Origin of the sequence: Pseudomonas asturiensis (assembly GCF_900143095.1) — a bacterium.
Classification (GTDB): Bacteria; Pseudomonadota; Gammaproteobacteria; order Pseudomonadales; family Pseudomonadaceae; genus Aquipseudomonas; species Aquipseudomonas asturiensis.
Genome location: NZ_FRDA01000005.1, coordinates 255,182 through 280,877 on the forward strand (window position 1 = coordinate 255,182; position 25,696 = coordinate 280,877).

The window sequence follows — 25,696 nt, forward strand, 5'->3', positions numbered from 1 at the left end:
GGCATTGTCAGTGATGGGCGAAACCTTGATCAGACGTGGCTGGCCGTCGGCGCCATGTTGGCGGCCTGGACCGGCGAGCCTTTGGTCAGCCCGTAATACAGCACGCCGCCCAGAATACAGCCGGTGAACCAGGCGAAATTGGCGATGGGCTTGAACCAGGGAATGAAGGTGAAGCACAGGCCGACCAGCGCGGTCAGCAGCAGCGCTTTTACGGCGACCCAATTCACGCCGTTGCTGTACCAGTAGCGACCGCTCGGGGTGTCGTTGAACAGGGCGTCCACGTCGATCTGCTGTTTCTTGATCACGTAGTAGTCCACCAACAAAATGCCGAACAGCGGGCCGATGCAGGCGGCGAGTACGTCCAGGGTGTAGTGGATCACCTCCGGGTTATTGAACAGGTTCCAGGGCGTGATGAAGATGGATGCCACGGCGGCGATCATGCCGCCTGCGCGCCAGCTGATGCGGCTCGGTGCCACGTTGGCGAAATCGAAGGCCGGGGACACAAAGTTGGCGACGATGTTGATGCCAATGGTTGCAGTGACGAAGGTGAACGCGCCCAGCAGCACGGCCGTCGTGTTGTCGATGCGCGCTACGGTGGCAATCGGGTCGTGGATCATTTCACCGAAGATGGGCAGCGTGCCTGACACGATCACCACGGTCACCAGCGAGAACGCCAGAAAATTCACCGGCAGGCCCCAGAAGTTGCCACGGCGCACGTCCGCCATGCTGCGGCAGTAGCGGCTGAAATCACCGAAATTCAGCGTCGGACCTGAAAAGTACGAAACCACCAGCGCAATGGCCATGACCACCTGACCGAACGCCGCCCAGCCCGACAGCTCTTTCTCGGCCAGCGTGAAGCTGATGTTATCCCAGCCTGCGCGCCAGACGATCCAGCCTGCCAGGGCGAACATCACGGCGTACACGGCAGGGCCGGCCCAGTCGATGAAGCGTCTGATCGATTCCATGCCGGTCCAGAACACCGCAGCCTGAACCACCCAGAGCGCGAGAAAACCGTACCAGCCCAGCCAGGACAGACCGAGAAAGGTCACGCTCTGATAGGCCGCCAGTTCCGGGAAGAACCGCAGCACCACGATCACCAGAGCACTGGACGCCAGGTAGGTTTGAATGCCATACCACGCCACGGCAATAAGCCCGCGAATGATGGCCGGAATGTTGGCCCCGAACACGCCGAACGCCAGGCGGCAGATGACCGGGTAGGGCACCGCCGCTTGCTGGCTGGGTTTGGCAACCAGGTTGGCGATGACCTGAATGATGCAGATGCCGACCAGCAGCGCGATCAGCACCTGCCAGCTGGCCAGGCCAAGGGCGAACAGGCTGGCCGCGAAGACGTAACCGCCGACGCTGTGCACGTCGCTCATCCAGAACGCCAGAATGTTGTACCAGGTCCACTTTTGCGGGACCGGTCCCAAATCATGGTTGTGCAGGCGCGGACTGTACCCGGCTGGGCGTTGGTCTGTCATGTGCGTTACTCCCTCGCTGATTCGTGATGGGATCGGGGTACGATCGTTGGTTTTTTTGTATACGATCGTGTACGCAAGACATGTGCCATGCCTGATCCGGTTGCCCACGATGAGCGTGAACGTCTTGTCACGGCGAGCTTTTTAACGGAAAAGCTGACGTCTTGGTCAACCCTGTGTCGGTCACTGATATGCACGTAAATAGGGCGCTTTTGCGCGTTTAAGGTGCAGAAAATGCTCCGAAACGTAGCGCCTGTTGAGTGATGTCTTTTAGATAGCGCTGTTCAGCGCGAACATCATCGGGCACTATTCTTGTATACGATCTGTATGCCGAGAACGATGTGATGCCATGACCCGACCTTCCAGCGCACCTCTGTTTATTGCACCCGCTGCCGATGAAAAAGGCCGTGATGAGCAGATCTATCAGCATGTTCTGGAAGCCATCGTCGAGCATCGACTTGCGCCCGGCACGCGTTTGCCGGAGGACGCGCTGGCCGAAGTGTTTGAGATCAGTCGCACGGGCATTCGCAAAGTGCTGCAGCGTCTGGCGCTGGAACGTCTGGTGACCTTGCGTCCCAAACGCGGTGCGGAAGTCGCCCAGCCCTCGGCCCAGGAGGCGCAGGATGTGCTCGGTGCCCGGCAACTGATCGAACCTGCCTTGATGGACGCCATCGCCTTGCGTGTCAGCGGCCAGCGTCTTGACGCACTGCGCACGCTCTGTGATCAGGAACACCAGGCCCAGCACGCGGGGCGTCACAGTGAGGCCATTCAACTGTCCGCACGTTTTCATGTTCAGTTGTGCGCGCTGGCAGGCAATCAGGTGCTGACCGAGCAGGTTGCTCACTTGACCACCCGTTCGTCATTGATCGTCGCGGTGTATGGCTCGCGGCGCAGTGTCGGCTGCGACTGCGGTGAGCATGCCGACCTGCTGACATTGCTGGAAGCCGGTCAGGGCGAAGAGGCACGGATGTGGATGGCCGAGCACCTGCGGCGTATCCGCGCGAGCCTGAACGTGGATGAACCCGTCAACGAGACCGTGGATTTCCACAGTATTTTCAAACGGCGCTGAAGGAGGCCCGGTGCGTATCCAACTGATCAATCCCAACACCAGCGAAGCGATGACCCGCAAGATGGGCCTGGCAGCCGAAGCCATTGCACGGCCCGGCACGCAAATCCTCGCCTGCACGCCGGCCGATGGTCCGGTGTCCATCGAAGGGCATTTCGATGAAGCGATTGCGACCCTGGGCGTGCTGGAAGAAGTGCGCAAAGGTCGTGAGCAGCACGTCGATGCGCACATCATTGCCTGCTTTGGCGATCCAGGTTTGTTGGCCGCGCGTGAAGCCGCGAGCGCACCGGTGATCGGTATCGCCGAGGCTGCCTTTCATATGGCAAGCCTGATCTCCACCCGCTTTGCCGTTGTCACGACCCTGACCCGCACCCGGATCATCGCCGAGCATTTGCTGCAACGTTATGGGTTCAGCGGGTTGTGCACGTCGGTGCGTTGCATTGATCTGCCGGTATTGGCGCTGGAAGAAAGCGGCCCGGAACTGGTCGAACGCATGGCTGAACAGGCGCGCCAGGCGCGCGATGAAGAAGGCGCGGGTGCCATTGTGCTGGGCTGTGGTGGTATGGCTGACCTGGGCAGGCAACTGAGCGAAGCGGTAGGTCTGCCGGTCATCGATGGGGTGAGTGCCGCAGTGAAACTGGCCGAATCGCTGGTGGACCTGGGGCTGACCACCAGTAAATATGGCGATCTGGCCGACCCGATCAGCAAGCCGTTCAAGGGAAGGTTCGGGTATTTGAGCCGGTAATCAGGCGCTCTGTGGCACGTCCTGAGAGTGTGGGAGTCACTTACTCACGACGAAGCTGGAATGGTCTTCCAGAGGTTGGGCGTCTGCAAACCCGCTTTCGCGAGCCAGCTCCCACGACGCCCGGTGTTTGCCGCGCACATTCCTGCTCAGTTCCTGAACGCCGCCATGTCCTGCAGCAACATGCCCATCAGCCGACTGGCCCCCACGCTGAGCTGTCGGCCCAGTCGGCTGATCAGGTGCGTTTGCGGACTGCTGAACACTTCGTTCTGCAATGGCAGGGCGCGCAATTTTCCGCTCTTGATTTCCTCTTCCACGACAAAGGTCGGCAGCAGCGTGACACCGCCCTGCATGGCGAAGTGCTTGAGCATCGCGAAGGTGTTGCAGGTCAGGGTGGGTTCCAGCGTGACGCCTAACTGGTGCTCGGCCTCCAGAAGAATCTGCCGGATGCCGTATGAAACAGCGGGCAGTGCCAGGCGGTAGTCATCCAGGGTCTTGAGTTCGATGGGGCCTGCTTGCTGCGTCAGCGGATGATCCGGGGCCGTCACTACGCAGACCGGCTGGCGCTGATGGGCATGAGAACGGATTTTCGGATCAGCGGCCGGGTTGAACACCAGACCGATATGCGCTTCGTCCTCTACCACCTGGCGGATCACCTCGTTGCTGCCGCAGACGTTCACGATCAATTCAATTCGTGGGTACAGCGCCGAGAACTTCGCCAGCGGCTGCGCCAGGCTTTCCAGAAAACCTTCCCCGGACACCAGCGTCACCGAGCCGCTGTGCAGGCCGCGCAGTGCCTGGATCGAGTCCAGCAGGACTTCCTGTTGCGTCAGCCGCTGTCGGTAGTAGGCCAGCACCTTGTCACCCGCTTCGGTGGGCTTGACCCCGCGCCGATGCCTTTCCAGCAAAGGCGACCCCAGTTCGTGTTCCAGTTGCGCAATCTGGCGGCTGACAGCAGACGGCGCGACGTTCAAAAAGTCCGCCGCAGCCCGCACGCTGCCCAGCCGCACCGCTTCGAAGAAATAAAGGATCCGACGATCCTGCACCAGACTCATGGCTGTCCTGTGTTGCGCTGAAGGCAACATAAATTCAATTTCTGGATTATTGCTGAGAGGGTAGAGCGCTGTCCATACTCGGTCATCAGCACAAGGGAGGGCGTATGAAGGCTCTTTGGCAGCGTCTGCGGGAGCAGGCAAAACAGCTGGGCGAACGCAACCCGGTCCTGGGTCGTTACGGTCATGATCGATTGTTGACGCATGCGTCTTTCGAGTCGGCCCTCGCCGCCAATCTGGCCAATCAGTTGCAGGCCCAGGTGGCAGCGACAGACCTGGTCAGCTGGTTCAGTGCCATTCTTCAAGCGCACCCTGAGATTGCCGAATCGGCCGCGGCGGACATCAACCATCTGGTGATCGTCAACCCGGCCTGTCCTGATCATCTCACTGCATTTCTGACCTTTCGCGGCATTCAGGCAGTGCAGGCGTACCGCATCGCCCATGCCCTGTGGAACGACGGCGACATCCAGAGCGCAGTCCTGCTGCAGAACTGGGCGGCCAACACCTGGGCCATCGACATTCACCCCGCCGCACGGCTGGGCAAACGGCTGTTCGTTGACCATGGCATTGGCCTGGTGATCGGCGAAACCGCTGTCGTCGAGGACGAAGTCAGCCTCTGGCATGGCGTCACCCTGGGCAGCACGCTCAGCGAGGCGGGGGACCGGCACCCGAAGATTCGCCGTGGCGCACTGATCTGCGCCGGCGCCACGGTGCTCGGCAACATCGACGTGGGCGAGCGCGCCATCGTCGCCGCAGGTGCTGTGGTGCTCAAACCTGTGGAAGCCGGGGTCGTGGTGGCCGGTACGCCGGCCAACGTCATCGGCCGCGCGCCAGATTCACTGGCGACCTTTACCAGCAAGTCTCAAGACTGATTCAGGGAGAAACCGCACATGGCCGCCGTCGCTCAGTTTCCACAAGGCATTGATCACCCACTGGTCACCGTACGTGACCATGCTGCCACGCTTGAACTGTATCGACGCATGGGCTTCGCGCCGTCGCCGGTCAGCTACCACCCTTGGGGCAGCGTGACCTCACTGATGATGTTCAAAAGCAATTTCATCGAGTTGATCGGCATTCACGACGCCTCGCTGTTTGGCACCGGCTCGGTCAATGGCTTCTGCTTCGGGCGTCGGCTGGGCGAGTTTCTGGATCGCGGCGAAGAAGGTGTATCGCTGGTGGCGCTGCACAGCAAGGACGCCGATGCCGACCACGCACGGCTGGTGCAGGCCGGTTTGCCCAGTCAGGGACGAATCGACTTTCGCCGCGCCATGACCCTGCCGGACGGACGTCCCGACGAGGCAGTGGTTTCGCTGGGCCTGTTCATCGACCCGGAACTGCCTGACGCTTCGAATTTCATCTGCCATCAGCACCGCCCTGAACTGATCTGGGTGCCGGGCTGGCAGCAGCATCCCAACGCGGTGGATGGCATTGTCAGCGTCACCTATCTGGCCGACCCCGCACAGCTTGAATCCCGCTGGCGAGCGCTGTACGGCGACGATGCGCTGCGTTGGCAGGACGGTGTGCTGCTCGTTGACACCCGGTGCGGCGTATTGCGTGCGATGGACACGGCGACGGCTGCACTTCACTACCCCGACATGCCACTGCCAAGCGCCCGGCTCGAACGGCCACACGCCATCGCCATCGGCCTGCACACCACCAGCCTGGACACGCTACGCAGCATTCTTGCCGAGAATCAGGTGCCGCATTTGCAGGTGCCCGGACGCGTCATGGTCGAGCCGCAGGCGGCGGGCAACGTCATTCTTGAATTCGTACAAAACCTCTAATCGAGATGCAGAACATGACTTTGAAAACAGGTGTGATCGGACTGGGCAACATGGGCGGCGGCATGGCCGCGACGCTGGCGGGCAAAGGCTTTGATGTCAGTGGTTTTGACCTGTCGCAGGCCGCATTGGCAACAGCCGAGAGCAAAGGCGTCAAGCCGGTCGCTGACCGTAAACAGCTGATCCAGAGCGTGGATGTTCTGATCCTGTCGTTGCCCAAGGCTGAGCATGTCGAGGCGGTCTGTCTCGGCGAAGGCGGCATTCTCGACGTGGGCCACGAAGGGTTGATCGTGGTCGATACCACCACCTCGACGCCGGAAATGAGCCGCAAGGTCGCTGCCGAACTGGCCAAGGCCGGGATCGCCTTCATCGACGCGCCGGTGTCCGGCGGGCCCAAAGGCGCGGCCACCGGCACCATGTCGATGGTGATCGGTGCCGAAGACGCCGATCTGGCGCGGGCCATGCCAGTGCTTGAGGGTATGAGCGGCACCCGTGTTCATGTCGGTCAGTGTGGCGCGGGCAATGTGGCCAAGATCGCCAACAACATGCTTGCCGCCTGCCATTTGATCAGCACCGCCGAAGCGGTAGCGATGGCTGCCAGGGCGGGTGTCGACCCGGAAAAACTGCTGCAAGGCCTCAACGCCGGTTCTGGCCGTAGCGGCGCGACGCAGGTCATGTTTCCCACGTGGGTGCTGAACAAGGCTTACGACTCGGGTTTCACCATGGGCCTGATGCGCAAGGATGTCGGCCTTGCCAGTGCTCTGGCGGACAGCCTGGACATGGACCTGCCGTTGTCGCGTGTGGTTGCGCAATTGTGGCAAGCCAGCAGCGAAACCCTGGCAGACAACGAAGACTTCTGCGCCATCGTGCAACGCACTGATGCCAAACTTTACGGTCACGGAGAATAAGTGATGAGCACTGCAAAAATACTCGAACTGATGCGTCCTTACTGGGGCGATCGCAGTGTCATCGCCAGCTACGTGGGCGGTGAGTTCATCGAAGGCCACGGCGCGCCGGTTGAAGTGCGCAATGCCCATGACGACAGCCTGTTGCTGAGCTTTCCCGATGCCGACGAGTCGCTGGTGGAGAAGGCCGACAGCGCTGCGAAAGCCGCACAGGTTCAATGGTGGGCGTTGACGGCGCAGGCGCGCGGTCGTGCCATGTACCAGGTCGGCAATCTGATCCGTGAAGCGCAGGAAAACCTCGCCCAGATCGAATCCCTGACCGCCAACAAGCCGATCCGCGATGCGCGTGTTGAAGTGCTCAAGGTCGCCGAGATGTTCGAGTACTACGCCGGTTGGGCCGACAAACTGCACGGCGAGATCATTCCGGTGCCGACGACGCACCTGAACTACGTGACCTACGAGCCGCTGGGGACCGTGCTGCAGATCACTCCGTGGAACGCGCCGATTTTCACCTGCGGCTGGCAGATCGCTCCGGCGATTGCGGCGGGTAACGCGGTCATCCTCAAGCCTTCTGAACTGACGCCTTTAAGCTCGCTGGTGGTCGGCGTGCTGATCGAGCGCGCAGGTGTTCCCAAAGGGCTGGTCAACGTGATTGCCGGTTTCGGTCATTCGATTGGTCAGGCATTCATCGCCAAGGCCGACATTCGCAAAGTCGTGTTCGTCGGCTCGCCCGCAACCGGCCGTCACATTGCCGTCGCGGCGGCACAACGCTGCATTCCGGCGGTGCTGGAACTGGGCGGCAAGTCGGCCAACATCGTCTTCGAAGACGCCGATCTGGACGTCGCCTTGCGCGGCGCGCAGGCAGCGATTTTCTCCGGGGCAGGGCAGAGCTGCGTGTCCGGCTCGCGTCTGCTGGTGCAGGAATCGATTTTTGAAAAATTCACCCACGCATTGGCCACCGCTGCGACGCAATTCAAGGTCGGCGACCCAAGCGATCCTGAAACCCAGATCGGCCCGATCAACAACGCCAAGCAGTACAGCCATGTGAAAACCATGGTCGAGCGCGCCTTGAAAGACGGCGCCAGGCTGGTGGGTGAGCATGCCGATCCGATCCCGGACAAACCGGGCTACTACATCAACCCGACCGTGCTGGCGGGCACCAACGATCTGTACTGCGCGCAGGAAGAAATCTTCGGCCCGGTGGTCGTGGCCATCCCGTTCAAGGACGAAGAAGACGCTATCCGCATTGCCAACGACAGCCGTTTCGGTCTGGCCGGTGGCGTCTGGACGCGTGACGTGGGGCGTGCTCACCGCGTGGCCAAACAGGTGCGTGCCGGTACGTTTTGGGTCAACGGTTACAAGACCATTCACGTCAGCTCGCCATTTGGCGGCTACGGTGAAAGCGGCTATGGTCGTTCTTCGGGCCTTGATGCGCTGCGCGAATACAGCGAAGTGAAAAGCGTCTGGGTCGAGACCGCCGCCAAACCCGCCGCCAGCTTTGGCTACGGCGCGAGCCTGGAGTGATCGACATGACTATTGCCAAAACATTGATCGAAGAGGCCACCGTCTGGCGCCGCATGATTCATGCGGCCCCGGAGCTGGGGTTTCAGGAACTGAAAACCTCCGACAAGGTGGCAGAACTGCTGACCGGCTTTGGCCTTGAGGTGCATCGTGGCCTGGGCGGAACCGGCGTGGTCGGCACCTTGCGCACCGGCGATGGCCCGACCATCGGCATCCGTGCCGACATGGACGCTCTGCCGATTCAGGAGCTGGGCGACAGCGTGCACAAGTCCGCGCACAAGGGCTGCATGCACGCCTGTGGGCATGACGGTCACACTGCAATCCTGCTCGCCACCGCGCGGCATCTGGCCGAGACACGGCGCTTTCGCGGGACCGTGCATTTCGTCTTCCAGCCTGCCGAAGAAAACCTCGGCGGCGCACAGCGCATGATCGAGGACGGGTTGTTCGAGCGCTTCCCGATGGACGCTATTTACGGTCTGCACAACTGGCCGGGCGTGCCTGCCGGGAAAGTGGTGGTCAATCCGGGGCCGATGATGGCGTCGCTGGACACCTTTGAAATCACCCTGACCGGCAAGGGCAGCCACGCCGCCATGCCCGACAAGGGCAACGATCCGATCGTGGCCGCCGCCGAACTGGTGCTGGGCTTGCAGACCATCGTCTCCCGGCGCCTTTCGCCGCTGGATTCCGCCGTGGTGAGCATCACCCAGTTCAACGCCGGCGAGGCCATCAACGTGCTGCCGGAAACGGCTGTGTTGCGGGGCACCGTTCGTTGTCTGCAAACCCCGGTGCGCGAGAAGGTCCAGCAATGGATCGGCGAGTTCGTCGAGCGCCTGCCGATGGCGTTCGGCGTGCGTGGAGAACTGGTTTACAACGTTGGCTATCCGGTCACCGAGAACCACGTCGAAGCCGCCGCAACGATTCGTCGTGCCGCTGTTGCGGCGGTCGGTGAAGCCAACGTGCAATGGGGTTGCAACCCGTCCATGGCCTCCGAGGACTTCGCCTTTATGCTGCACGCCTGCCCGGGTGCCTACATCTGGATGGGCGTTGACGGAGAGAAGCCATCAGCCGCGCTGCACAACCCGTATTACGACTTCAACGATCAGGTGATTGAGCCAGGTGTGAAGGTCTGGACGTCGTTGGTGGAGCAGTGTTTGCCTGTGGCGTGAGTGATGCGCACCGCTGGAGACAGCGCCTGTCGATAACAGGGCGCTGTCTCTCGGCAATACGGGACTGGGTGGGAGCGGACCGGTTTCAGCCGGTGGGGCCGGTGGGTTCAGTCGAAGGGTTGCGTCTGAAAAGCAGTCTTCGTGGACAAGTCCACTTCTACCAGGTTGAAAACCAGCTCCCAGTGGGAGCGGACTTGTCCGCGAATACCCTGTGATACCCGTCGAGTGCGCAGCTCAACATTCAATCAGATTGACCGCCAGGCCGCCGCGTGAGGTTTCCTTGTATTTGTCGTGCATGTCCGCGCCTGTGTCACGCATGGTGCGGATGGCGTGGTCCAGCGAGATAAAGTGCTCGCCGTCGCCACGCAAAGCCATCTGTGCGGCATTGATCGCTTTCACGGCGGCAATGGCGTTGCGCTCGATGCAGGGCACCTGAACCAGTCCGCCGACCGGATCGCAGGTCAGGCCCAGGTTGTGCTCCAGGCCAATCTCGGCGGCGTTTTCCACCTGCTCTGGCGTCGCACCGAGAATTTCCGCCAGACCCGCAGCCGCCATCGCGCAGGCTGAACCCACTTCACCCTGGCAACCCACTTCAGCGCCCGAGATCGAGGCGTTTTTCTTGCACAGAATGCCTACCGCAGCCGCGCTCAGGAAGAAACGCACCACGTCGTCATCGTTGGCGGTGGGTTTGAATTTCATAAAGTAGTGCAGCACGGCGGGCACGATGCCCGCCGCGCCATTGGTCGGTGCTGTCACCATGCGGCCGCCTGCGGCGTTCTCTTCGTTGACAGCCAGTGCGAACAGGTTGACCCATTCCATGGCACTGAGGGTCGAGCCGATCACATTGGGGTTGTCGAGGTTTTGCAGGCTCTGATGCAGACGATAGGCACGGCGACGCACGTTCAGGCCGCCGGGCAGAATGCCGGTCTCAAGCAGGCCTTTGTTCACGCAGGCCTGCATCGCGGCCCAGATGACCATGATGCGCGAGCGGATTTCCTCTTCACTGCGCCAGACCTTCTCGTTGGCCATCATCAGTTCGGAAATGCTCATGCCGTGGGTCTTGCACAGCTTCAGCAACTGCGCGCCACTGGAGAAGTCGTAAGGCAGGACAGTATCATCCGCATCCAGTACACCACTGGCCGCCTGTGCGGCATCGATCACGAAGCCGCCACCCACCGAGTAGTACGTTTGCTCATACAATTCGCCCGACTTGCCATAGGCGCACAGCGTCATGCCATTAGGGTGATACGGCAGGCTTTCGTCCAGCAGGCACATGTCACGTTCCCAGACGAAGGTGATGCTCTGTTCGCCCGCCAGCAGTAATTTGCCGTCGGCACGCAACGCGTCGATGCGCTGGTTGACCTGGCTGGGGTCGATCTGGTCTGGCCATTCACCCATCAGGCCCATGACCGTCGCACGATCACTGCCATGACCGATGCCGGTGGCGGACAGAGAGCCGTACAATCGCACTTCGACACGCTCCACGCTGCTCAGACGATCCTGATTGCGCAGGTCGGTGACAAACAGCGCGCCGGCCCGCATTGGCCCGACGGTATGGGAACTGGACGGGCCGATGCCGATTTTGAACATGTCGAAGACGCTGATAGCCATCACGGAGGTCCTTCAAATGAGATGATGCAGAGGAGTTGAAACTCCTTCTTTCTGGCTTTCATCTTTGGCTTCAGCTGTCGAAACGACAAACGATTGTTCCTATGCCACGCTTTAGCGGAACTCTTCAATGAGCAGAATTTTCAATGCACAGATGCACGCCTGGTTACAGGTCTTTGCCTGCGCAGCCCGACACCTTTCCTTTACGCGCTGCGCCGAGGAACTGCACGTCACGCCAGGCGCGATCAGCCAGCAGATGCGCCAGCTCGAAGAACGGCTGGGGTTTGCGCTGTTTCATCGGGTCGGGCGCGGCCTTGAGCTGACCGCTGAAGGACAGCGTCTGGCGGTGGTGGCCAACGAAGTGCAGAGCCGCATCAGCGAAGAGTTGCGCCTGCTGTATTCCGGGCGCATCGGCGGGGTGTTCAAACTGCGCTGCATTCCGTCGTTCCTCAGCAAATGGTTGATGCCGCGCCTGCCTCGCCTGCAGGAGGCGTTTCCCGACATTCAATTCCGGATCATCGCCGAAGACAGCAGCGGCTCGTTGCGTGATGACGACTTCGATCTGGCCATCGACCTGAATGACGGCAGCTATCCGGGCCTGTCCACCACGCCGTTGCTGGAGGAAGAGCTGTTCCCGGTCTGCTCGCCCAAACTGCTGGAAGGCAAGCCGCCGCTGGATACGCCCAGCCAGTTGGTGCACTTTCCATTGCTGCACGACATCACCGCCTGGCGCGGCAGTTACGAATACGCAGAGTGGGAGTTTTACCTGACCGCGATTGGTGCCGATGGGATCGACGTGCGCCGTGGTCACACCTTCAACCGCAACCACCTGACCATCGACGCCGCCCGTATGGGCATGGGCGTTGCCATCGCCCGCAAGGCGCTGATCACCGATGAGCTGGAACAGGGTTTGCTGATCGTGCCGTTCGGCCACCCGATCAAGGCCCGCAAGAAGTACGTGCTGGCTTACCGCGAAGGTGCCCTGACGACCCCGGCACGCCGGGCGGTGCATGACTGGCTGGTAGAGGAGGCGTGAAACGGGTCGTGCTGTAGGAGCGGACTGGTCCGCGAAGGTTGTATATCCGCTGAAGCGTTAGCGGTTCAAATACAGCTTTCGCGGACCAGTCCGATCCCGCTTTCAGGCTCCGGTATAGCGATCAGATCAATGGAACATCTCGGCAATCAACACCGCGCCGATGAAGGTGCCGAAGTTGGCCAGGAACGACACCAGCACGATGCGCCAGCCCAGGCGACGGAATGCCGGCAGGTCTTTGGCAATCGACAGGCCAGCGAAGGTCAGCATCGGAGTGATCACGGCCAGCATGTTGATCGAGCTGGTCAGACGAGCGATTTCCGCTGCCCACGGGCACGCCGGAGAGGTCAGGAACATCGCCACCAGCGACACCATGCACACCGCCGGAATCTTGCGGCGAATCAGGCTGCACAGCGCTTCACCGACGAAGGCGCAGAAGATCATGATGCCGATACCGGTGAACGCGTCGGCGGACAGCGTTTTGTAGCCGACGTAGTTGGCGATCAAGGCCAGCGCGCCCGCAGCCAGCCACGCGCTGATTCTGCCCGACCAGCCCAGTTCCGGCACGTCCAGCGATACGTCACTGTGACGCAGACCTTCCTCACTCATCGACGCCTTGGTGGTGCGACCGATCAGCGGCTCAAGTACCCGATAACCCCAGACCGCCAGTGGCAACGAAATGAACAGCGTGAAGTAGGTGCCGATGGTGGTGGTGATCAGGTTTGAAGCCGCCGCCAGGGTCATGACCTCCTTGGCCACTTCCGGTGTCTGCTGAGCCGCAATCGCACCCGCAGCGGCAGCCATCATGCTGCCTGAACCGATGCCGGAGCCCATCGCCAGTGAGTTGGGATGAAAGATATTAAGGCTGGCAATGAAACCGGCCACGATGGCAATGAACAGCGCGCCGAACAGCGTACCGGTGAGGTACTCAGCGAGTACGCCGCGTCCTTCCGGGGAATCCATGCCGTAGCGCTCACCGATGATCGCCAGGCTGGGTTCGCGCCCGACCGAGAAGGTCGCGCCAATCGCTTCACGCTTGATACCCAGCATCAGCGCGACCGGCAGACCCAGAATTACGGTGCCGACAAAGTGGCCGAACTCTTGGAACACCAGCGCCCAACCCGAAGCGAAGACCACCGGCAACGAGCCGCCGACCACCAGCCCCAGCTTGGCGATAAAGATCAGCAGGGCAGGTTGCAGAATCGAAGCGGAGCGCAGTTGCGTGCGGTGATCGATACCGATGGTGCCCGGCAGGCGGCGACTGGCGATGCCAATCATCGCGCCCAGCAACAGTGCCCAGACCATTGGCAGCAGGACCACCTTGCCAGGGCCCAGCGGAATACTGAAGGCACCAATGGCTTCGGCAATAACGAGGATGATGGCGGCCCAGACATACAGTTTCACCGTCGAAGAAACGGCCTGTTTGTCGCCCACCACGGCGGTGTGTGCGTTTTGCATGATGATCCCCTTGCCTGCTGAATGACCTTTTTCAGGCCTTATCAATCGTTATTCTGTTTTTTTCAGGTAGGCGCAGTCACGCGCCAGGGCAGCGTTTGAAGTCCATGGAGTCATGGAGGCCGTTGTCGGGCCGAGTATTTTTATAAGGCCCGAATGACCGGACCCAGGCTGCTTCGAGCCTTGCTGGAGAAATCCTGCAAGCGATGTTGAACTTTTCGAACAACCGCGTTCAGGACACTCGCGCCATCGCAGTATGCATAGCGGGAGGTTGCACACCAATATTGCGAATTTTATTTATCGTTGCTTTAAAGAGAACACTGAAAGGGGATGATCAGGGCGTATTTTGCAGGCTCAAAACGGCAGGGGCTGACTGAACGCATAACCTGTTGGGAGATACCGCCGGGTCTACAACACGCCGCTGGCTCGCAGCAACCACTGGGTCGTGGGAGGTCTCACTGCATCTTCGACGTAGCGCAGTAGCGCGGCAAGCACCGGACATTGTGGGAGCGAGCTTGCTCGCGAAGGCTATTGTTCAAGCACAACCTCTCGATTGGATGGAATGGCCCTTTCGCGAGCAAGCTCGCTCCCACTGGGTTTCATCGTGATCCAGTCAGACGTTCTAAAGTGAGTCTTCTGAGTTTCCAAAAAACGCAGCAGCATTGGCACGCTTTTTTTACGCGGCAGTGGGAACACCGCCGATCGCGACGCGGGTGAAGGCTGAGTCCTGGCGCTGATTCGGGGGGCAATCGGCAGGGATGCCGATTGAGCCGCACTGGGCCATGGATGGCCCATTTGCGGCGACCCCCGAATCAGTGACAGGACGAAGGAACCCCGGCGAAGCCGGGGCCGGAACCGGAGCTTGGGACTTTGCCTACTTTGGTCCCTCAAAGTAGGGCGCCGTAAGGGCGCAAAGGTGACCTGAGCCAGGCACTCGGTTCACTGAATCCGCACTCCATAACCCCTGTGACGCGCAACGCCATGGTCAGCATGCCCGCTAGGAGGCCGGTACATCCAGTCGAGATGTTGCGTGTGAAACACGGCTTTCGCGAGCAAGCTCACTCCCACGAGGTCCGGTGTTGGCCGCCAGACAGCTCAGCCCCGAAAAGGCGGCGGTATCTCCCACACGTCTGTGTTTGCTGTTTCCCGCATTTACAAGGTCACAGCCCCAGCGCTGTCATGCACGCATCCAATGACCTGCGCTCGGTCTCGGCGTACAGCGTCAACTCGTCAAGCGTCTCGCGACCCAGCGCCTGCTGGAAATCTTCCTGGTTCGAGCTGATCGCATAATGCGTCTGCGCGTTGTCGCCCAAATTGGACTGGAAGATGCCTGCCGCGCTGACCGGCAGGAAATCCTCGTACACCAGCGGTTCGAAACGCACGTGACCGGCCTGGATCAGTTGCTCAAGGTCAGCACCTGCGTCTGCGCGCGCCGCAAGTCCTTGCTCGGTCGGGAAGTAACGGAAGTACGCGAGGCCTTCAGCGCGCATCTCGTTATAGCTGTCGGGGAATGCCTGAAAGTTTTTCTCCATCAACGCCGCGTAGCGCAGCGCGTTGGCTTCATTGGGGAATTCGCCCAGCTCATCGCGGGTTGTGTTCAGCAACCGGTCGTATAACGCTCGGCCCTTGGGCGTCAGTGCTGCGCCGCGTTGTTCGATTTCGCCGAACCGTGCCGAATGGCTGCCGGACTCGTTGGCGCCCTGGCCGACGAAGGTGATCGGCTCTTCCAGCGCCTTGAAGCTGGTCTGGCGCAGCAGGATCGGACAACGGCGGCGCGGCGGGCCTTCGACCACCGCCTTGGGCGTGATGCCTTTGCCGGGCATGCCCGACTGCACGGCGTCGATGTCCAGTGTGCGCGGGGTCAGGTGATTGATGTGCGGCCCCCGAAACGCCACCACATCAGCGATCAGGCGATGCTGGGCATTGAGCTGGGTGTAGTCTTCCAGCGAGACCGTGGCCGTGCTGTGCCAGCGGAAGGTTTCCAGCGCCTGCTGAATGAACTCGGCTGCATCGGTATCGTTCAGGCCGCCGTCCTGCTCGTGCCTGTCGATCAGCTCAAGCGCTTTCGCGGTGAAGATCTGACGCGTGGCGAGCACCTGACCGGCAAACTCACGCAGGCTGTCACTTTCGATCAATTCCAGACGCAGCAATGAGGTGAACACGCGAAACGGGCTGACTTGCAATGCGCGTTCATGCACGGCGCGAAAGGCCGTCGAATGCACCGGGACACCTGCAGGCGTGAGGTCGTAATAACCCACAGGTTGCATGCCCATGACTGCAAACAGGCGGGCGAGGGTGGCCAGCTCCTGAGCAGTACCGACCCGTATTGCGCCGTGACGCTCCATGTCCAGTCGCTGGATTTCGCCGGTCTGCGTCAGGCTGTCCAATATGCTTCGGTCACGACTCATGACCCGGTCGTTGACCTCGCTCACCAGCTCCATCAGCGTGCCATACAGCGGGACTTCTTCCTTGTACATCTGCGACATGGCGCGGGAGAAGCCCGCGCGAATGTCGTCAGGATTGGCAAAGCGTGCAGTGCTCATCAGGGTTGTCTCTCCGTACTCTTCCCGGTCTTGATCGGTCATTAATTCAGGCCAGCGCCGCCAGGCAACGCTCGAAAATATCCAGCCCTTCGTTCAGCACGTCAGGCTCGATGGTCAGGGGAATCAGCAGGCGAATGATGTGCCGCGACTTGCCGCTGGGCATCAAGAGTAGTCCGGCTTCTCTGGCCGAGGTCAGCAGTTCGGCGAGTTGTTTTGTCGCCGGAGCGCCGTCGGGTGTCGTCAGTTCAATTCCGCGCATGCAGCCGACACCGGTCAACCTGCCCAGGTAGGGCGAGAGTTTGCTCGCCTGCCAGGCGTTGTAGCGCGACACGATGGCGCTTTCCTGTTGCTCGCCCCAGCTCGACAGATGCTCGTCGGTCATCTGCGCCAGCGACGCCAGGCCTGCCGCGCAGGCAATCGGGTTGCCGGAATAGGTGCCGCCCAGTCCTCCTTTGGGCAGGTTATCGAGCAATGCCTTGCGCCCGACCACCGCGCCCAGCGGAATACCCCCGGCGATGCTTTTGCCCAGCAGGATCAGGTCCGGTTCGATGCCCAGACGGGTGAACGCAAAACGCTGCCCGGTACGGCCAAAGCCCGACTGGATTTCATCGGCGATCAGCACAATGCCTTTATCGGTGCAAAACGCGCGCAGCGCCTGAGCAAAGTCCGGCTCCATGGCCAGAAAACCGCCTTCGCCCTGCACGGGTTCGAACATGAAGCACGCCACGTCGTTGACGTCGATCTCGACACTGAACAGACGATCCATGGCCTTGAGCGCTTGCTCGGTGGTCACGCCGTTGTCCTTGCTCGGAAACGGGATATGAAACACCGGCCCCGGCAACACGCCGACTTTCTGTTTGTAAGGCGCGACCTTGCCATTGAGGTTCAGGGTGGCAAGCGTGCGACCATGAAAGCCGCCGTCGAAGGCGATGACGGCGGTGCGTCCCGTCGCGCCACGGACGATTTTCAGGGCATTTTCCGCGGCCTCTGCGCCGCTGTTGGTGAGCATGCCGCTCAACGGATAACTCACGGGCACGAACTGCGTCAGTCGCTCCATGAACTGCAGATAAGGCTGGTGCGGCGTGGCGTTGAAGCAGTAGTGGGTCAGCCGGGTCGCCTGTTCCTGAATCGCCTGGACCACCTGCGGGTTGCAATGCCCCAGGTTAAGCACGCCGATGCCGCCTACAAAGTCGATGTAGCGCTTGCCGTTAATGTCCCAGACTTCCGCGTTGCGGCCGTGGGACAGCGTCATGCTGTGGACGAAGGAAATGGATTCGCTGATGTGTTCGCTCATGGACAGGCTCTGCGACGGTTGCGTGATGGCCTATCCAAACGCACAAGTCAGGTCGCTCGCAAACGAAATAAAATCACCGGGTCATTCCAATAATTCAGGAAGTTCAGGCTTTTAATGCCCACAGCCAGTCAAAGTTCATTCCTAAAAGGAATCATGTTTTTCGAAAACGTCGTTTGTGAGCAGCCCTTGAACGGGTCGATACTGGGTCATCAATGATTTCAACCCTTGTCATGACAGGAGAATCAGCATGGTTGCCGAGTTGTTAGCAAATCTGGGCGTGGCGAAAGGCGCTTACACGGACGGCAGTTACCCCGTTCATACCCCTATCGATGGCAGCCAGATCGCTTCGGTCACGCTGGAAAGCAGCGCTCAGGTGCAGGCGCGTATCGGCACGGCCCATGAAGCGTTTCTGAAATGGCGTACCGTACCGGCCCCACGCCGTGGCGAGCTGGTGCGTATTTTTGGTGAAGTGCTGCGTGAACACAAAGCTCAACTGGGCGAACTGGTGTCGGTTGAAGCCGGCAAGATCACTCAGGAAGGTCTGGGTGAAGTGCAGGAAATGATCGACATCTGCGACTTCGCTGTCGGCCTGTCGCGCCAGTTGTACGGCCTGACCATCGCTTCCGAGCGTCCCGGTCACCACATGCGTGAAACCTGGCATCCGCTGGGCGTGGTCGGTGTGATCAGCGCGTTCAACTTCCCGGTCGCCGTCTGGGCGTGGAACACCACGCTGGCGCTGGTTTGCGGCAACCCGGTGATCTGGAAACCATCGGAGAAGACGCCGCTGACCGCACTGGCGTGTCAGGCGCTGTTCGATAAGGCACTGAAGATTTTTGGTGATGCACCGCAAGGCCTTGCGCAACTGGTGATCGGTGATCGTGATGCCGGCCAGGCGTTGGTCGATGACCCGCGCGTGCCGCTGATCAGCGCCACCGGCAGCACCCGCATGGGCCGTGAAGTCGGTCCTCGTGTGGCGGCGCGCTTCGGTCGCAGCATTCTGGAACTGGGCGGCAACAATGCGATGATCCTCGCCCCGAGCGCCGACCTGGACCTGGCTGTACGCGGCATTCTGTTCAGCGCCGTGGGCACGGCAGGACAGCGCTGCACGACCTTGCGCCGTCTGATCGTGCATCGCTCGATCAAGGACGAAGTGGTCGCGCGGGTGAAGGCCGCCTACGCCAAGGTGCGCGTCGGCGATCCACGCGAAGGCAATTTGATTGGCCCGCTGATCGACCAGCAGGCGTTCTCGGCCATGCAGGATGCGTTGACCAAGGCCCGTGACGAGGGCGGCCAGGTATTCGGTGGCGAGCGTCAATTGCAGGACAAATACCCGAACGGCTACTACGTCACTCCAGCCATCGCAGAAATGCCGGGTCAGAGCGACGTGGTGCGTCACGAGACCTTCGCGCCGATTCTGTACGTGCTGGCCTACGATGACTTCGAGCAAGCGCTGCGTCTGAACAATGAAGTGCCACAAGGCCTGTCGTCGTGCATTTTTACCACCGACCTGCGTGAAGCCGAGGCGTTCCAGAGTGCGGCGGGCAGCGATTGCGGCATCGCCAACGTCAATATCGGCACCAGCGGTGCGGAAATTGGTGGCGCGTTCGGTGGCGAGAAGGAAACCGGCGGCGGTCGTGAGTCGGGTTCCGATTCATGGCGCGCCTACATGCGTCGGCAAACCAACACCGTTAACTACTCCCGCGAGCTGCCGTTGGCTCAGGGCATCGTCTTTGATTGATTCGGGCATGGCTGGAGTTTTTCGATGGCGCACTTGCGAGAAGGGTGTCTTTGGGAGCAGTTGACGCCGCAACGTCCGGTCAGCCCTGCGCTGACCGGCGAGCGGAGCGCTGATGTCTGCATCATCGGCGCAGGTTTCACGGGGCTGTCGGCCGCCCTCCAGTTGCTTGAGGGCGGCAAGTCGGTGTGCGTGGTCGAAGCGCATCAGGTCGGCCACGGCGGATCCGGGCGTAACGTCGGTCTGGTGAACGCCGGGACCTGGGTTGCGCCCGATGAGCTGGAAAAGACCCTGGGCGCTGTCGAGGCCACGCGGCTCAATACCGCGCTGGGTGCTGCACCTGCGCTGGTGTTTTCGACCATCGACCGATACAACATCGACTGTCAGGAAACCCGCACCGGCAACCTGCACATGGCGCACAACGCCAAAGGCCTGGCTGACTTGCGCAGCCGCGTCGAGCAGTGGCAACGGCGCGGCGCCAACGTCGAATTGCTGACCGGCAACGCCTGTGAAGACGCGTGCGGCACCGACAAGGTCGCCGGGGCGTTGCTGGACCATCGTGCTGGCACCGTCAACCCGATGGCCTATGTGTCGGGCATGGCGCTGAACGTGGTGGCGCGGGGTGGGCAATTGTTCGGTGAGTCGCCGGTCACGGGCCTGCAACGTACGGGCGATGGCTGGAAGGTCTCCACCGCAGCGGGCAGCGTGCGCGCGGAAAAAGTGATCATTGCGTCCAACGCCTACACCGAAGGCGAGTGGACTGACGTCAAGGACCACATCTTCGCCGGTTACTACTATCAGGTCGCTTCGCAGCCGCTCTCGGGTGCGGAACAGGCCGATATTCTGCGCGGTGGACAAGGTTCGTGGGACACGCGCACGGTGCTCAGCAGTATCCGTCGCGACGCACAGGGGCGTCTGGTGCTTGGCAGTCTGGGCAATGCGGGTAACTACCCGCTGTGGTTCATTCGCCGTTGGGCCGACCGTATCCAGCAGCATTACTTTCCGCAGTTGGGCAAGGTCGAGTGGGAAAGCACCTGGACGGGCCGTATCGGGTTTACGCCTGATCACCTGTTACGCCTGTTCGAGCCCGCGCCAGGGCTGTTGGCCGCGACGGGCTTCAACGGACGGGGCGTGACCACCGGCACGCTGGTGGGCAAGTGTTTTGCCGACTACCTGCTGACCAACGATGCTCAGGCACTGCCGGTGAGTTTTTCCAGCAGTCAGAAAGTGTCCGGCAGCGCGATACGTACACTGGCGTACGACGCCGGATTCACGCTGTATCACGCAGGCCAGTGCCTGCGTGTGGTGCTGTGAAGCGCTGTTTCAAACGGTTCTGCTCCTGAGCCGCAATTCTGCACACAGCCCGCCTTGCGCCGAGTTGCGCAAGTGCAGGCTGCTTTCCAGCTTGCGCACGATCATATCGACGATCGCCAGCCCCAGGCCTGCTCCATTGCTGTTGCCCTGACTGTAGAAGCGCTCGAACAGACGCGCCTTCTGTTGCTCATCGATACCGGGGCCTGCGTCCTCGACTGAGAGGTGTGCGCTGCCGTCCTGCTGAGGGTGCAGCGCCACCCGTATTTCGCTGGCAGGCGGGGCGAAGTTCAGCGCGTTGGTCAGCAGGTTCTGCAGCGCGATAGTGATGGCCGCCGGGTCGCTGTGGATGACGCAGTCTTCCCCCGCTTCGAACACCAGATCGACACGTTTTTCCAGCGCCAGCGGGGTCAGCTCGGCCATTTCTTCGCGCACCAGCGTGTTCAATTCAAAGCGGGTCAACTGGCTGTCGCTCAAGCGGGGCTCAAGACGTGCCATGGTCAGCAACTGGCTCGCCAGACGCGCTGCGCGGTCGACGCCGTGGACCAGAAAATCCAGCGCTTCCAGACGCTGTTCCGGCGTCTCGGCCTGCCGGGCGTTTTGCGCATGAATACGCAGGATGGTCAGCGGCGTACGCAGTTCGTGAGCGGCGTCAGCGATAAAGCGGCGTTCACGATCCAGCACATTCTCGATCTGGGTCAGCAGGCTGTTGAGCGCGTGCTGCATGGGCTCCAGCTCCTTGGCCAGCGGCGAGACGTCGAGCGGCTCCAGGCTGTCGGCGTCCCGTCGGCTGATCAGCCGGGCCATCCGTTGCAGCGGGCGCAGGCCCCAGCCAATGGCCAGCCAGATGGCCACGATCAACAGTGGAACGCCGATCAGCGCAGGCCACAGGGTGTGGCTGACGATGCGCTGGATCAGGTCCTGCCGCACATCGTCGCGCTCGCCCACCCAGATCAGGAAACCCTGCTGCGGATCGGCCAGCAGAAAGCCGCACCACTCGTTGCCGTTTTCGATCAGGTCGTGGGAGCCTTCCTCGCTGGGCGGTGCTGTTAGCAAGGGGGCTTCGGCCGAGCGTACCAGCAGCTCGCCCGAGGTGCGCCACACCTGAAAGGTCAGGCGGGTTTCATAGGGATGCGCCACACCGCTGGTGCCGACCCGGCTCATGGCTTCATCGAAGGCCTGATAAAGCTTGTCCAGATCCTGTTCGCCCGCCGCCCGTTGACGCAGCACGCCTTGCAGCAGGCGTGCGCTCTGGGCGAGCTGCGCGTCGTAGACTTCTTCGATTTCATGGTGGCTGTCGCGCAAGGCGAGCAGGCTGATGGTCAGGTCGCCGAGCAGCAACAGCAGCAGCACCGGGACCAGAATGCGTGCACGTACCGAGGTCATCACTTGAGCTCCAGCAGGTAACCGACGCCGCGGACTGTACGGATCAGTTCGGTGGACAGTTTCTTGCGCAGGTTATGGATCAGCACTTCCAGCGTGTTGCTTTCGACCTTGTCCTGCCAGCCATACAAGGTGTTGGACAAGCGCTCGCGAGTCACCACCTTGCCGGGGCGGATCATCAGTTGATGCAGCAACTGATACTCCATCGGCGTCATCAGCACCTCATTGCCTTGAAAACTGACCTGCTGCGAGGCGGGGTCGAGGCTGATGCCGGCGTGTTCCAGCAGCGGCTGTGCGCGTCCCTGACTGCGGCGCAGCAACGCCCGGACGCGGGCCTTGAGCTCTTCGACATCGAAGGGCTTGATCAGGTAGTCATCGGCCCCGGCATCCAGCCCGGCGATGCGGTCGGCTGTGCCGTCGCGGGCGGTCATGATCAACACGGGCAAGGTGATGTCTTCGGCGCGCAACTGGCGCAGCAGGTCGAAGCCGTCCATGCGCGGCAGGCCCAGGTCGAGCAGCAGCAGGTCGAACGGTTCGCTGCGCAGGGCGTGCAGCGCGCTAAGCCCGTCTTCGAGCCAGTCGAGCGTGTAACCCTCGGTGTTGAGGGCCACCCGGATACCCTGGCCGATCGCTCGATCATCCTCGACAAGAAGCAGGCGCATAGCGTTTGGACCAATGATTGTGGGGGAGAAGGGCGCCATGATGCAGTTTCGCGAAGTGCCCGGCGCCGGGAAGATGTTACCAGCTGTTGCGCGTTAAGCTTTTCCTAAGATTCGTTTCGCACAGTGAGCACTCCTTAACTGCCTGCGAGTATTTCCCATGCGTAAAGTCCTGCTGATTTCCCTGTTGTTGGCCAGTCCGTTGGCGCTGGCCGGCCCGCAATGCACCACCGCTGAAAAGTCCCAGTGGCAGGACCAGACCAAGTTCCAGGAGCAGCTCAAGGCTCAGGGTTACGAGATCACCAAGTTCAAGGTCACTGACGGCAACTGCTACGAGATCTACGGCTTCGACAAGGACAAGCGCAAGGTCGAGATCTATCACGATCCGGTCACCGGCAAAGCGGTGAAGAGCGAGATCAAGGGCTGATGAGCCAGGCTTCCCTGCGCCTCTGGGACCCGCTGGTCAGGCTGTTTCACGTCTCGATTGCGGGTGTCTTCATCGCCAACTACTTCTTCAACGAAGCCGGCGATGACTGGCACGTCTGGCTGGGCTACTACGCAGTGGTCTGGCTGGCAGTGCGGGTCGTGTGGGGATTCGTCGGGCCGACCAGTGCGCGCTGGAGCGACTTCTGGCCGACCCCGACAAGGCTGCGGGCGCATGTGCGCTCGCTGATCAAGCGCCAGCCTGCGCACCGCCTCGGTCATTCGCCGCTGGGTGCGCTGGTCATGATTCTGATGATGCTGATGATCTTCGGCATGGGCCTGACCGGTTTCCTGATGGAGGAAGTCGATGCGTTCTGGGGTGCCGACTGGCCGCTGCAGATTCACGAAACCCTGGCCAACACGCTGTGCGCGCTGGTGGTGCTGCACATGGCAGCGGCCCTTTTCGAGAGCGTTCAGGTGCGTGACAACCTGCCGCTGTCGATGCTGACAGGCAAACGGCGTCCGTTGCCTGAAGACAAGCGGCCATAACAGCCGTGCAACGCTAACGCCATACCCAAACGGCTGCTCCCTTATCTTTCACCACAGTGATGTTCCTTCATGCGTGTAATTTCCCGAAACCTGGTCGCATGGAGCGCAGGCCTGATCGTTGTGTCGATCTTTATCAGCGCATGGCTCAGCCATCCGCTGCACCGGATTTCCGGCTTTGCAGTCAGCGCCCCGACTGTCAATACGCAAAGCGTCGCGCCCAAGGCGTCCTTCAGTTCGCGCTTTGCCTCCTCCGATCTGGATGACTTTGTGCATTCCTCGGCGGTCACGGCATTGCATGGCGGCGATCTGATGTCGGTGTGGTTCGCAGGCTCCCGTGAAGGCGCGGGTGATGTCGAGATACGCACCTCGCGATATGACGCCTCGACAGGCGAGTGGGGCGGCGAGCAGGTGCTCGCGACTCGCGAATCGACTCAATCCGGCACCGGCAAGTACATCCGCAAGCTGGGCAACCCGGTCATTGCCCTGGCACCCGACAATCGCCTGTGGCTGTTCTACGTGTCGGTCTCGGTGGGCGGTTGGGCAGGCAGTACCGTCAATGCGATGGTGTCCAGCGACATGGGCGCCAGTTGGTCGCCACCGCGCCAGTTGGTGACATCGCCGTTTCTCAATATCAGCACGCTGGTGCGCGCCGCGCCTGTGTTTCACGCCGATGGTTCGATCGGCCTGCCGGTGTATCACGAGTTTCTCGGCAAGTTTGCCGAATACCTGTACCTGAGCCCGGATGGCGACGTCATCGACAAGTTTCGTATCAGCCGCGGCAAGAATTCGTTGCAGCCGACCGTCGTGCCGCTGGACGGGCAGCGCGCCGTGGCACTGCTGCGTTACGCCGGTGAAACCCATCACCGTGTGCTGGCCAGCCGCACAGAAGATGGCGGGCAGACCTGGAGCGAGCCGCACCCGTTGTCGCCCAGCAACCCCAACTCGTCGCTGGCCGCCGTGGGCGTGCCGGGCAAGGGGTTGCTGGTGGCCTTGAATGACTTGCGCGAAGGGCGCTTCAAACTCAGCCTGTACGGCACCGACGAGCAGATGGACATCTGGCGGCCGGTGATCGATCTGGACAAATCCCCCGATCCGCTGGGTACGCCGTTCTCGCTGGAGGCCTACAAAGAGGTGATCGGAGAAGGCTTCAGAAGCTCCAGCGGCGCACGTCGGCAGCCGATGGAAGCGGAGTTTTTGAGCAACCTCGATCAGCGTGTCTGTTCGCCGCAAGGCTGTGATTTCGAGTACGAGTACCCGTACTTCATCCGCAGCCCCGAGGGGCTTTATCACCTGGTCTATTCGTGGAACAACACGTTTATCAAGCATGTCAGCTTCAATGAGGCCTGGCTGGCGGAGCACCTTTTATGATTGCGCTTGGACTGGCCCATCTGGCGTTTGCGTGGACGCTGTTCATTCTGCTGGCACCGTTGATGTCTTCGCTGTGGTGGCGATGCGGTCTGCTGGCAGCGACTTCGCTGCTCAGTGTGGTGTCGATCAACGATCTGACCCTGGCGGCGTACGCCCGCAGCCTGACCGATGACCTGGCGATCAGCAGTCTGGTGGTGCTGGGCTGGCTCACGCTGCGCCAACTGGGTGTGATCAAGCCGATGGCCGCTGCGCATCGTCTGGTGGTGCTGTCGGTGTTCGCCGTCATGGCACTCACGCTGTATCCGGCCACGCTGGGGCTGACCTATTTCGACCCGTACCGCTGGGGCTACAACCCCAGAACGATGATCATTATTGTCGCCGTCATCACATTGGGGCTGGTCTGCCTGCGCAACGTACTGGGCGTGGTGATGCTCAGTGCCGCCACACTGGCGTTCACGTTCCGGATCAAGCCTTCGGAAAACTATTGGGACTACCTGATCGATCCGCTGCTGGCGCTGTATTGCTGCGCAGCGCTGGTGTGTCTGGGTGTTCGTTATGTGTATCGCAGGACTGTCGGGCGCAACCGTCCGCAAGCCCTGCCTGCCAGTGCTGTGTAGAGGGATA

General features: G+C 61.3%; 22 protein-coding genes. 14 read left to right on the plus strand and 8 right to left on the minus strand.

The genetic code is table 11. From position 1 onward, the window contains the following. Window positions 1-29: 29 nt before the first annotated feature. Window positions 30-1,481 carry an NCS1 family nucleobase:cation symporter-1 gene (locus tag BUB69_RS11565; protein WP_073166383.1) on the minus strand — a complete coding sequence of 484 codons (1,452 nt, stop codon included), beginning with the start codon at window positions 1,479-1,481 and terminating at the stop codon, window positions 30-32. A 346-nt stretch (window positions 1,482-1,827) separates the two neighbouring features. Between BUB69_RS11565 and BUB69_RS11570 the strand changes: the two genes are divergently transcribed. Together BUB69_RS11570 and BUB69_RS11575 are read left to right on the plus strand one after the other, a co-directional pair. Beyond that, window positions 1,828-2,547: a GntR family transcriptional regulator gene (locus BUB69_RS11570; RefSeq protein ID WP_073166386.1), complete on the plus strand. Its 720-nt coding sequence runs from the start codon at window positions 1,828-1,830 to the stop codon at window positions 2,545-2,547. A gap of 10 nt (window positions 2,548-2,557) precedes the next feature. Continuing rightward, the gene (locus BUB69_RS11575; RefSeq protein ID WP_073166389.1) at window positions 2,558-3,289 is read left to right on the plus strand and encodes an aspartate/glutamate racemase family protein; all 732 of its coding nucleotides are present in this window, start codon (window positions 2,558-2,560) and stop codon (window positions 3,287-3,289) included. A gap of 146 nt (window positions 3,290-3,435) precedes the next feature. Here the strand turns inward: BUB69_RS11575 and BUB69_RS11580 are convergent, their stop codons facing one another. Next, window positions 3,436-4,341: a LysR family transcriptional regulator gene (locus tag BUB69_RS11580; RefSeq protein WP_073166391.1), complete on the minus strand. Its 906-nt coding sequence runs from the start codon at window positions 4,339-4,341 to the stop codon at window positions 3,436-3,438. Window positions 4,342-4,445: 104 nt separating this feature from the next. Here BUB69_RS11580 and epsC point away from each other — a divergent pair, with 104 nt between their 5' ends. The 5 genes from epsC to BUB69_RS11605 are packed head-to-tail and all read left to right on the plus strand — an operon-like array spanning window position 4,446 to window position 9,711. Continuing rightward, window positions 4,446-5,210, plus strand: coding sequence for a serine O-acetyltransferase EpsC (gene epsC / locus BUB69_RS11585; protein WP_073166394.1), 765 nt, complete (start codon window positions 4,446-4,448; stop codon window positions 5,208-5,210). Window positions 5,211-5,228: 18 nt separating this feature from the next. Further along, complete coding sequence (locus BUB69_RS11590; RefSeq protein ID WP_073166396.1) at window positions 5,229-6,122, plus strand: VOC family protein; 894 nt, start codon at window positions 5,229-5,231, stop codon at window positions 6,120-6,122. 14 nt (window positions 6,123-6,136) lie between these two features. Beyond that, entirely contained in the window at window positions 6,137-7,027 is an 891-nt protein-coding gene (locus BUB69_RS11595; RefSeq protein WP_073166764.1) for an NAD(P)-dependent oxidoreductase, read from the plus strand. A 3-nt stretch (window positions 7,028-7,030) separates the two neighbouring features. Then, on the plus strand, window positions 7,031-8,548 hold the full coding sequence (locus BUB69_RS11600; protein WP_073166399.1) for an aldehyde dehydrogenase family protein: 1,518 nt from the start codon (window positions 7,031-7,033) through the stop codon (window positions 8,546-8,548). A gap of 5 nt (window positions 8,549-8,553) precedes the next feature. Continuing rightward, window positions 8,554-9,711, plus strand: a complete 1,158-nt coding sequence (locus BUB69_RS11605) for a M20 aminoacylase family protein (RefSeq protein WP_024688380.1) — start codon at window positions 8,554-8,556, stop codon at window positions 9,709-9,711. Between the two features lie 234 nt (window positions 9,712-9,945). Here the strand turns inward: BUB69_RS11605 and BUB69_RS11610 are convergent, their stop codons facing one another. After that, complete coding sequence (locus BUB69_RS11610; protein WP_073166402.1) at window positions 9,946-11,322, minus strand: L-serine ammonia-lyase; 1,377 nt, start codon at window positions 11,320-11,322, stop codon at window positions 9,946-9,948. Window positions 11,323-11,449: 127 nt separating this feature from the next. Between BUB69_RS11610 and BUB69_RS11615 the strand changes: the two genes are divergently transcribed. Then, window positions 11,450-12,355, plus strand: a complete 906-nt coding sequence (locus tag BUB69_RS11615) for a LysR substrate-binding domain-containing protein (RefSeq protein ID WP_073166405.1) — start codon at window positions 11,450-11,452, stop codon at window positions 12,353-12,355. 126 nt (window positions 12,356-12,481) lie between these two features. On the opposite strand, the gene BUB69_RS11620 is transcribed toward BUB69_RS11615, so the two are convergent. From BUB69_RS11620 to BUB69_RS11630, 3 genes are all read right to left on the minus strand, one after another. Then, on the minus strand, window positions 12,482-13,810 hold the full coding sequence (locus tag BUB69_RS11620) for a DUF3100 domain-containing protein (RefSeq protein ID WP_073166409.1): 1,329 nt from the start codon (window positions 13,808-13,810) through the stop codon (window positions 12,482-12,484). A gap of 1,157 nt (window positions 13,811-14,967) precedes the next feature. Then, a complete protein-coding gene (gene hglS / locus BUB69_RS11625) occupies window positions 14,968-16,350 on the minus strand; it encodes a 2-oxoadipate dioxygenase/decarboxylase HglS (RefSeq protein ID WP_073166412.1) in 1,383 nt (460 codons plus the stop codon). A gap of 46 nt (window positions 16,351-16,396) precedes the next feature. After that, on the minus strand, window positions 16,397-17,644 hold the full coding sequence (locus BUB69_RS11630; RefSeq protein ID WP_073166415.1) for a 2-aminoadipate transaminase: 1,248 nt from the start codon (window positions 17,642-17,644) through the stop codon (window positions 16,397-16,399). A gap of 247 nt (window positions 17,645-17,891) precedes the next feature. On the opposite strand from BUB69_RS11630, the gene amaB reads away from it, so the two are divergent. Together amaB and amaA are read left to right on the plus strand one after the other, a co-directional pair. Continuing rightward, the gene (gene amaB / locus BUB69_RS11635) at window positions 17,892-19,382 is read left to right on the plus strand and encodes an L-piperidine-6-carboxylate dehydrogenase (RefSeq protein WP_073166418.1); all 1,491 of its coding nucleotides are present in this window, start codon (window positions 17,892-17,894) and stop codon (window positions 19,380-19,382) included. A gap of 24 nt (window positions 19,383-19,406) precedes the next feature. After that, window positions 19,407-20,693 carry an L-pipecolate oxidase gene (gene amaA, locus BUB69_RS11640; RefSeq protein ID WP_073166421.1) on the plus strand — a complete coding sequence of 429 codons (1,287 nt, stop codon included), beginning with the start codon at window positions 19,407-19,409 and terminating at the stop codon, window positions 20,691-20,693. A gap of 9 nt (window positions 20,694-20,702) precedes the next feature. Here amaA and BUB69_RS11645 read toward each other — a convergent pair whose 3' ends face one another. Together BUB69_RS11645 and BUB69_RS11650 are read right to left on the minus strand one after the other, a co-directional pair. Next, window positions 20,703-22,076 carry an ATP-binding protein gene (locus BUB69_RS11645; RefSeq protein WP_073166424.1) on the minus strand — a complete coding sequence of 458 codons (1,374 nt, stop codon included), beginning with the start codon at window positions 22,074-22,076 and terminating at the stop codon, window positions 20,703-20,705. Next, window positions 22,076-22,735: a response regulator gene (locus tag BUB69_RS11650; RefSeq protein ID WP_073166427.1), complete on the minus strand. Its 660-nt coding sequence runs from the start codon at window positions 22,733-22,735 to the stop codon at window positions 22,076-22,078. Before BUB69_RS11650 ends, BUB69_RS11645 begins: the two co-directional genes overlap by 1 nt. Window positions 22,736-22,892: 157 nt before the next feature. Here BUB69_RS11650 and BUB69_RS11655 point away from each other — a divergent pair, with 157 nt between their 5' ends. The 4 genes from BUB69_RS11655 to BUB69_RS11670 all read left to right on the plus strand — a co-directional run bounded on the left by BUB69_RS11655 (window position 22,893) and on the right by BUB69_RS11670 (window position 25,689). Further along, window positions 22,893-23,159 (plus strand): PepSY domain-containing protein, encoded by a 267-nt coding sequence (locus tag BUB69_RS11655; protein WP_024688578.1) that lies wholly within the window; start codon window positions 22,893-22,895, stop codon window positions 23,157-23,159. After that, window positions 23,159-23,704: a cytochrome b/b6 domain-containing protein gene (locus BUB69_RS11660; protein WP_073166430.1), complete on the plus strand. Its 546-nt coding sequence runs from the start codon at window positions 23,159-23,161 to the stop codon at window positions 23,702-23,704. Before BUB69_RS11655 ends, BUB69_RS11660 begins: the two co-directional genes overlap by 1 nt. Window positions 23,705-23,773: 69 nt before the next feature. Next, a complete protein-coding gene (locus BUB69_RS11665; protein WP_073166433.1) occupies window positions 23,774-25,072 on the plus strand; it encodes a sialidase family protein in 1,299 nt (432 codons plus the stop codon). After that, entirely contained in the window at window positions 25,069-25,689 is a 621-nt protein-coding gene (locus tag BUB69_RS11670) for a hypothetical protein (RefSeq protein WP_073166436.1), read from the plus strand. The genes BUB69_RS11665 and BUB69_RS11670 overlap by 4 nt, the downstream gene beginning before the upstream one ends. Window positions 25,690-25,696: the final 7 nt, after the last annotated feature.

What these genes read in the sequence shown, in the direction of transcription:
- BUB69_RS11595 (WP_073166764.1), top strand. Translation starts at nt 6,137, where the DNA reads ATGACTTTGAAAACAGGTGTGATCGGACTGGGCAACATGGGCGGCGGC.
- BUB69_RS11615 (WP_073166405.1), top strand. Translation starts at nt 11,450, where the DNA reads ATGAGCAGAATTTTCAATGCACAGATGCACGCCTGGTTACAGGTCTTT.
- BUB69_RS11650 (WP_073166427.1), bottom strand. Translation starts at nt 22,735, where the DNA reads ATGCGCCTGCTTCTTGTCGAGGATGATCGAGCGATCGGCCAGGGTATC.
- BUB69_RS11655 (WP_024688578.1), top strand. Translation starts at nt 22,893, where the DNA reads ATGCGTAAAGTCCTGCTGATTTCCCTGTTGTTGGCCAGTCCGTTGGCG.
- BUB69_RS11600 (WP_073166399.1), top strand. Translation starts at nt 7,031, where the DNA reads ATGAGCACTGCAAAAATACTCGAACTGATGCGTCCTTACTGGGGCGAT.
- BUB69_RS11645 (WP_073166424.1), bottom strand. Translation starts at nt 22,076, where the DNA reads ATGACCTCGGTACGTGCACGCATTCTGGTCCCGGTGCTGCTGCTGTTG.
- amaB (WP_073166418.1), top strand. Translation starts at nt 17,892, where the DNA reads ATGGTTGCCGAGTTGTTAGCAAATCTGGGCGTGGCGAAAGGCGCTTAC.
- BUB69_RS11605 (WP_024688380.1), top strand. Translation starts at nt 8,554, where the DNA reads ATGACTATTGCCAAAACATTGATCGAAGAGGCCACCGTCTGGCGCCGC.
- BUB69_RS11620 (WP_073166409.1), bottom strand. Translation starts at nt 13,810, where the DNA reads ATGCAAAACGCACACACCGCCGTGGTGGGCGACAAACAGGCCGTTTCT.
- BUB69_RS11665 (WP_073166433.1), top strand. Translation starts at nt 23,774, where the DNA reads ATGCGTGTAATTTCCCGAAACCTGGTCGCATGGAGCGCAGGCCTGATC.
- BUB69_RS11610 (WP_073166402.1), bottom strand. Translation starts at nt 11,322, where the DNA reads ATGGCTATCAGCGTCTTCGACATGTTCAAAATCGGCATCGGCCCGTCC.
- amaA (WP_073166421.1), top strand. Translation starts at nt 19,407, where the DNA reads ATGGCGCACTTGCGAGAAGGGTGTCTTTGGGAGCAGTTGACGCCGCAA.
- BUB69_RS11660 (WP_073166430.1), top strand. Translation starts at nt 23,159, where the DNA reads ATGAGCCAGGCTTCCCTGCGCCTCTGGGACCCGCTGGTCAGGCTGTTT.
- hglS (WP_073166412.1), bottom strand. Translation starts at nt 16,350, where the DNA reads ATGAGCACTGCACGCTTTGCCAATCCTGACGACATTCGCGCGGGCTTC.
- BUB69_RS11590 (WP_073166396.1), top strand. Translation starts at nt 5,229, where the DNA reads ATGGCCGCCGTCGCTCAGTTTCCACAAGGCATTGATCACCCACTGGTC.
- BUB69_RS11570 (WP_073166386.1), top strand. Translation starts at nt 1,828, where the DNA reads ATGACCCGACCTTCCAGCGCACCTCTGTTTATTGCACCCGCTGCCGAT.
- BUB69_RS11670 (WP_073166436.1), top strand. Translation starts at nt 25,069, where the DNA reads ATGATTGCGCTTGGACTGGCCCATCTGGCGTTTGCGTGGACGCTGTTC.
- epsC (WP_073166394.1), top strand. Translation starts at nt 4,446, where the DNA reads ATGAAGGCTCTTTGGCAGCGTCTGCGGGAGCAGGCAAAACAGCTGGGC.
- BUB69_RS11580 (WP_073166391.1), bottom strand. Translation starts at nt 4,341, where the DNA reads ATGAGTCTGGTGCAGGATCGTCGGATCCTTTATTTCTTCGAAGCGGTG.
- BUB69_RS11565 (WP_073166383.1), bottom strand. Translation starts at nt 1,481, where the DNA reads ATGACAGACCAACGCCCAGCCGGGTACAGTCCGCGCCTGCACAACCAT.
- BUB69_RS11630 (WP_073166415.1), bottom strand. Translation starts at nt 17,644, where the DNA reads ATGAGCGAACACATCAGCGAATCCATTTCCTTCGTCCACAGCATGACG.